Raw genomic sequence first — 4,271 nt, 5'->3', positions numbered from 1 at the left:
CCGCGCCGATAGCCATCGCCGTCTCCATACTCTTCAACGGCGGCGGCGACGATCCCGAGCCGCCCGCCGACTCACCCGCGGCTGCGGACCCGGCCGACTCCTCGGTGGGCCCCGACCCGTACGCCGCCGCCAACGACGAGGAACGCCGTCAACTGGACGAGCGCGTCGCGGCGATGCCGGCCGGGCTGGACGCACCGGCGAAGCGCGAGCTCGCCTGGAAACTGCTGGCAAGCTCGGAGAGCTCGACACTGGACTGGCGCGGCCAGTACGCCACGATCGACGACAACGGCGACGGCACCGGCTACACGGCCGGGATCGTCGGATTCTGCTCCGGAACGCACGACATGCTCACGTTCGTCGAGGCGTTCACCAAGGACCACCCGGGCAGCCCGCTGACGCCGTTCGTCCCGGCCCTGCGCAAGGTCGACGGCACCGGCTCGCACAAGGGCCTCGACCCCGGCTTCACCGCCGCCTGGAAGAAGTCGGCCACGGACCCGGTGTTCCGTGCCGCGCAGGACCGGGTCCGGGACAAGCAGTACTTCGAGCCGGCCGTGCGGCTGGCCAAACTGGACGGGCTCGACACCCTGGGCCAGTTCATCTACTTCGACGCCATGGTGCTGCAGGGCCCCGGAACGGCCCCGGACGGCTTCTACGGAATCCGCAAGGCAGCGCTGGCCGAGGCCGACACGGTCGACGAGGGCGGCGACGAGAAGGCCTATCTGGACGCCTTCCTGGACGCCGCGCGAGCCGTGATGAAGTCGAAGAAGAACCAGCACGACACCTCGCGCATCGACACGACGCAGCGGGAATTCCTGTACGACGGCAACCTGGCGCTGAAGCCGCCGCTGACCTGGAAGATGTACGGCGAAACGTTCCACGTCGCGTCCTGACGCGGGCGCCCGGTCCGGGCCGGCGGCGCAGCGTCCCGGTTCAGGCCCCCGCCGCAGTCCCCTGGTCACCCGGGCGGAGCGGGATCACGCCTGGTCGCGTCCGACTCTGCGCAGCCGGTCCCGCTCCTTCTCGGAGAGGCCGCCCCACACGCCGAAGCGCTCGTCGTTGTCGACGGCGTAGTCCAGGCAGGCCAGGCGCCCTTCGCAGGCGTTGCAGAGCTGCTTGGCCTCCCGGGTGGAGCTGCCGGGGGCGGGAAAGAAGAACTCGGGCCCCGCTTGCGCGCACAGCGCCGTCTCCTGCCAGGCGAGAGCGGGGTCGATCGAGGTGTTGATCAGCATGGGGCACACAGTGCCCTGCCGCGATAAACGACTGATCAACGATCCATCAACCAGCGGGCCGGGCCGCCGCCACCCCGGCCGGCGGGCGTCTACGCGCTCTTGATCACGGCGAACGGCGCACCGTGGGGATCGGTGACGTTGGCGAACCTGCCCACGCCCTCCATCTCCAGCGGCTCCAGTGTGAGCTTGCCGCCCAGCCGCTCGACCTCCGCCGCCGTGGCGTCGCAGTCCTCGACCTCGATGTACGGCAGCCAGTGCGGCCCCCGCACCGCCCGTACCGGCACGGCGTCGAGCGGGACGAGCCCGCCGAAGGAGGTCTCTTCGCCGCCGCCCGCGGTCCGGATCATCGTGTACGAGCCTCCGCCTCCCGGATAGGGCACCTGGCTGCTCTCCCAGCCGAGGACGGCCCCGTAGAACGCCGCGGCGGCCGGGACGTCGGGGGTGTACAGCTCCGCCCAGCACAGACTGCCGGGGTCCCCGACGACTCCGAGTCCCGCAAGCCCCTTCGGCTGCCAGACGCCGAAGTACGCCCCGGCGCGGTCGGTGAATCCGCCCATCCGGCCGAACTCCAGCACGTCCATCGGGGCGAACAACGCCTTCCCGCCCGACTTCTCCACCAGCCGCGCGGTGGCGTCGGCGTCCGACGACTGGAAGTACACCGACCACGACGGCTTCGCCTGCTCCTCGGTGACCGTCATCACGCCCCCGACGGACTTCCCGTCCAGCGTGAACATCCCGTAGCCACCGGTCTCGGGCCCCCCGGCCTCGTACTCCCAGCCGAGGAGGGCGGTGTAGAAGGCCGTGGCCCCATCGAGATCCGGGGTGCCGAGATCCATCCAGTTGGGGGCTCCGTCGACAAAACGGGTGGTGAGCATGGTGCTCTCCTTCGGTGGTCCGTTCTCGGGCACATCGGGGTTCCTCCCCATGTGTCCGAGTCTGGCACCGGGCACGGACAACCGCAGTCCGTCGGCCACCGTCCCTTCCACGGTGCCCTGCACCGTGGAAGGGAGCCCCTCAGCGTGTGACGTCCAGCGCCGGAAGCACCGTCTCGGCCACCCGGTAGGCCTCTTCCAGCAGCGGATTGCCGGAGAGGATGAAGGTGTCCACACCCAGGTCCTCGAACTCCTTGAGCCGTTCGACGACCTGCGCGGTGGACCCCACCACGGCCGTTCCGGGGCCGGGGCGGAAGAGACCCATGCCCGGCCACATGTTCGGGTGCACCTCCAGCTCCCGGGCGTGCGCGGGGACCTTCCCGCCGTGCTGGCGGAACTGCCGCTGCCAGCCCACCCCGTCCTCGCCCGCCCGGTCGCCGAGCTGACGGGCGTACGTGGCGTCGCTCGTGACGTCGAGGAGCCGGTCGGCCGCGGCCCAGGCCTCGTCCTGCGTGTCCCGGACGATGAGGTGCAGCCGCAGCCCGATCCTGAGCGTGCGGCCGTACGCGGCGGCCCGCGCCCGGACCGTGTCCAGCTTCTCCTTCAGCAGGTGCGGGGGCTCGCCCCAGGTCAGGAAGACATCGACGTGTTCGGCCGCCATCTCGATGCCGGGGCCGGACGAGCCGCCGAACCAGAGCGGGATGTGCGAGTCCTGGACCGGCTTCAGCTCGCGGAAGGAGGAGCCGGCGTTCTTCAGGTCGTAGAAGCGGCCCTTGTGGTCGAACACCTCGCCGGCCGTCAGCCGCTTCACGATCGACCAGTACTCCGCGCTCAGCTCGTACCGTTCGTCGTGCTCCACATGGAGGCCGTACTCCTGGAGAGACTTGGTTGAACCATTGACCACGTTGAAGCGCAGCCGGCCTCCGAAGAGGGTGTCGAAGCTGAGCGCCATCTTGGCCAGCAGGGTCGGAGAGATGAGCCCGGGGTGGACGGCGAGCAGCGGCTTGAAGCGGGTGCTGGTCGACGCGGCGAGCGCGCTGCCGAGCGGCCAGACGTCGTACAGGTCGGTGGCGAGCAGCGCACCGCTGTAGCCGAGCCGCTCGACCGTTCCGGCCAGCTGGGCGAGGTAGCCCAGGTCGACCGGGCGACGCCCCTCGGGTTCCCAGGGATAGGCGCCCTCGCGCGGGATGATGTACCAGAGGACTTCGGTCGCCATGTCGTCACACCGCCTTTTCCGCGGCCGTGCGGACCCGGGCGTGGCCGACGGTGACCGGCCGCTCGATGAAGCCGGTGCGGTGGAAGATGTCGGCGGCCTCCTGCTGCTCGGCGATGAACGCGTCCGTGACCGGTTCGATCGTCCAGGGCAGGGATTCGAGCGCGGTCTCCCAGTCGTCCGCCGATCCGCCCAGATCGGCGGAGGCGATCTCGGCCGCCTGCCGGGGGTGGGCCGCCGCCCATTCGTCGGCGCGCCTCAGCGCCCGGGTCAGTGCCTCGATGACCTCGGGCCTGGATTCCGCGAGGTCCCGGCGGGTGAAGAAGACGGAGCGGTCGCTGATGACGTCGCCGGTACGGATCAGGGTCCGCAGGCCGCCGGTGCGCCGGGCGGCGGCCAGCCGGTCGCCCTGGGCGACCCAGGCCGCGATCTCTCCCGTGCGCACCAGCTGTTCGCTGGCGTCGTTGCTGCGGACGGCGGTGATGTCGTCGGCGTAGGACAGCCCGGCGTCGTCGAGGGCCTTGGCGATCAGATGGGTCTGCCAGGAGCCGATCGCGAGGTGCACGGTCGAGCCCTTGAGGTCGGCGACCGCGCGCACCGGGCTGTCCTCGGGGACGAGGAGCGCACCGTGTTCGGGGCGGGGGGCGGAGACCGCGGTGTAGACGATGTCGTGGCCGGCGGCCTGGGCGGTGATCGGCGGGGTCGATCCGGTGCCGCCGAAGTCGATGACGCCCCGGGTCAGGAGCTCACCGGTACGCACGCCGTTGGTGTACGGGTGGAAGACGACGGTCTCGCCCAGCGGGGCCAGCTCCTCCTGGGCGAAGCCCAGACGGGAGAGGTGGTACAGGTGGTAGAGGGACGGGTTGCTGCTGTGGACACCGATGGTCAGGGTCATTCAGATCACTCCGGCTTCGGCACGGTCGGGGGCCGTCCCCTATACACATCTTCCGAGCCCAC

5 protein-coding genes are annotated in these 4,271 nt (G+C 70.6%); 1 reads left to right on the top strand and 4 read right to left on the bottom strand.

Annotated features, from left to right (window positions below; all coding sequences use genetic code 11):
- The coding region (locus J1C73_RS09300) for a chitosanase (protein ID WP_242643934.1) at positions 1-890 on the top strand (890 nt) is incomplete at its 5' end.
- An 84-nt stretch (positions 891-974) separates the two neighbouring features.
- On the opposite strand, the gene J1C73_RS09295 is transcribed toward J1C73_RS09300, so the two are convergent.
- From J1C73_RS09295 to J1C73_RS09280, 4 genes are all read right to left on the bottom strand, one after another.
- Entirely contained in the window at positions 975-1,229 is a 255-nt protein-coding gene (locus J1C73_RS09295) for a WhiB family transcriptional regulator (RefSeq protein WP_207315914.1), read from the bottom strand.
- 89 nt (positions 1,230-1,318) lie between these two features.
- Positions 1,319-2,104 carry a VOC family protein gene (locus tag J1C73_RS09290; RefSeq protein WP_207315913.1) on the bottom strand — a complete coding sequence of 262 codons (786 nt, stop codon included), beginning with the start codon at positions 2,102-2,104 and terminating at the stop codon, positions 1,319-1,321.
- Between the two features lie 139 nt (positions 2,105-2,243).
- The gene (locus tag J1C73_RS09285) at positions 2,244-3,317 is read right to left on the bottom strand and encodes an LLM class flavin-dependent oxidoreductase (RefSeq protein WP_207315912.1); all 1,074 of its coding nucleotides are present in this window, start codon (positions 3,315-3,317) and stop codon (positions 2,244-2,246) included.
- Between the two features lie 4 nt (positions 3,318-3,321).
- A complete protein-coding gene (locus tag J1C73_RS09280; RefSeq protein ID WP_207315911.1) occupies positions 3,322-4,209 on the bottom strand; it encodes an ABC transporter substrate-binding protein in 888 nt (295 codons plus the stop codon).
- Between the last annotated feature and the right edge of the window lie 62 nt (positions 4,210-4,271).

The organism is Streptomyces laculatispora, assembly GCF_017353455.1.
GTDB classification, from domain to species: Bacteria; Actinomycetota; Actinomycetes; order Streptomycetales; family Streptomycetaceae; genus Streptomyces; species Streptomyces laculatispora.
This window is presented reverse-complemented; position numbering and strand designations above follow the sequence as displayed.

What these genes read in the sequence shown, in the direction of transcription:
- J1C73_RS09295 (WP_207315914.1), bottom strand. Translation starts at nt 1,229, where the DNA reads ATGCTGATCAACACCTCGATCGACCCCGCTCTCGCCTGGCAGGAGACG.
- J1C73_RS09290 (WP_207315913.1), bottom strand. Translation starts at nt 2,104, where the DNA reads ATGCTCACCACCCGTTTTGTCGACGGAGCCCCCAACTGGATGGATCTC.
- J1C73_RS09285 (WP_207315912.1), bottom strand. Translation starts at nt 3,317, where the DNA reads ATGGCGACCGAAGTCCTCTGGTACATCATCCCGCGCGAGGGCGCCTAT.
- J1C73_RS09280 (WP_207315911.1), bottom strand. Translation starts at nt 4,209, where the DNA reads ATGACCCTGACCATCGGTGTCCACAGCAGCAACCCGTCCCTCTACCAC.